Genomic DNA, 1,110 nt, shown 5'->3' with positions numbered 1-1,110 from the left:
GGCCTGCACGGTCGTCCGGCCGGTGCCGAGGGGGTAGTCGGCGCCGTTGTTGTTGTCCCACTGCCCGGCGTTGTTGTTGAACGCGGCCTTCATGGTGGTCGCCGCGCCCAGGTCGACGACGCGTTTGGCCCAGCCGGTGCAGGCGGTGGTCATGGCCAGCCCGGGGACGGTGGTCCACGACCCGCCGGTCGGCTGGTAGTGGATGTTCGCGCTGGTCCAGCCCCGGGTGGCGGTGTGGTAGTAGACCTCGGCGGTGGCGCCCGGCGTGGGTGACGGCGCGGTGCCGCAGGGGTCGGTGGTGCCGAGCTTCCCGGCCGCCACGGTGACCACCCCGGTGCCCGCCCGGTAGTTCTGGCCGTTGTTGTTGTCCCAGGTGCCGGCGTTGTTGTTGAAGACCAGCTGGAGGCCGGTGGCCGAGCCGAGGTCGATGGTGCGTTTCCGCCAGCCGGTGCAGGCAGCCTCCATCGCCACCCCCGGGACGGCCGTCCAGGCCCCACCGTCCGGTGCGTAGTGGATGTTCACCGCGCCGGTCCAGGCGGCCGGTGGCTGGTAGTAGACGGTGACGCTGTTCGCGCCGGCCGCGCCGACGCCGCTGATCGGCAGTAGACCGATGCTGACCCCGACGGCGAGGGTGAGCGCACCCCATCGTCGCCGGCTACCGACACTGACCTTCATGGGACCTCCCGACCGGGACGGTGGACGCGTGGGCCGCCGATGGTGGAAGTTCTTGCTTACCCGGCAATGATCAATCAGCTCAGAGTCACTTAGCGATCACCCAGATTGACGCTTAGTGACCGGAGTCAACGGATCGATGCCCAGATCTGCAAGAACTTTCAAAGTTGCGAGGAAGTTACCAGGTCGTTTCCATCGACACCAGTACCTTCATTGATCACTTGAAGACCAGGACCCGGTGTCACAAATGGACTGACGCAGCTCAACCCGGCCGCCATGCCCACCCGACTGATGGAAATTGCTTGCCCTTCTCGCAACAAGTTGCAGGATCAGCCGACCGGGCCGATCCGGACACCCCGACCGGGAAACCCGATCGCTACTCGTGCGTAACTTTTCATTGACGTTGATGTGTTGCGCCCCGCATCATGTGTCCACGAT

The 1,110-nt window shown here is 65.7% G+C and carries 1 protein-coding gene; it reads right to left on the bottom strand.

Going from position 1 to position 1,110, the window contains the following annotated elements; genetic code table 11:
* The coding region (locus GSF22_RS33775; protein WP_280117037.1) for a carbohydrate binding domain-containing protein at positions 1 to 675 on the bottom strand (675 nt) is incomplete at its 3' end.
* Between the last annotated feature and the right edge of the window lie 435 nt (positions 676 to 1,110).

It is taken from the genome of Micromonospora echinofusca, assembly GCF_017614955.1.
GTDB classification, from domain to species: Bacteria; Actinomycetota; Actinomycetes; order Mycobacteriales; family Micromonosporaceae; genus Micromonospora; species Micromonospora echinofusca_A.
The sequence above is the reverse complement of the archived record's forward strand: the minus strand, read 5'-3'. Positions and strand labels throughout refer to the sequence as shown.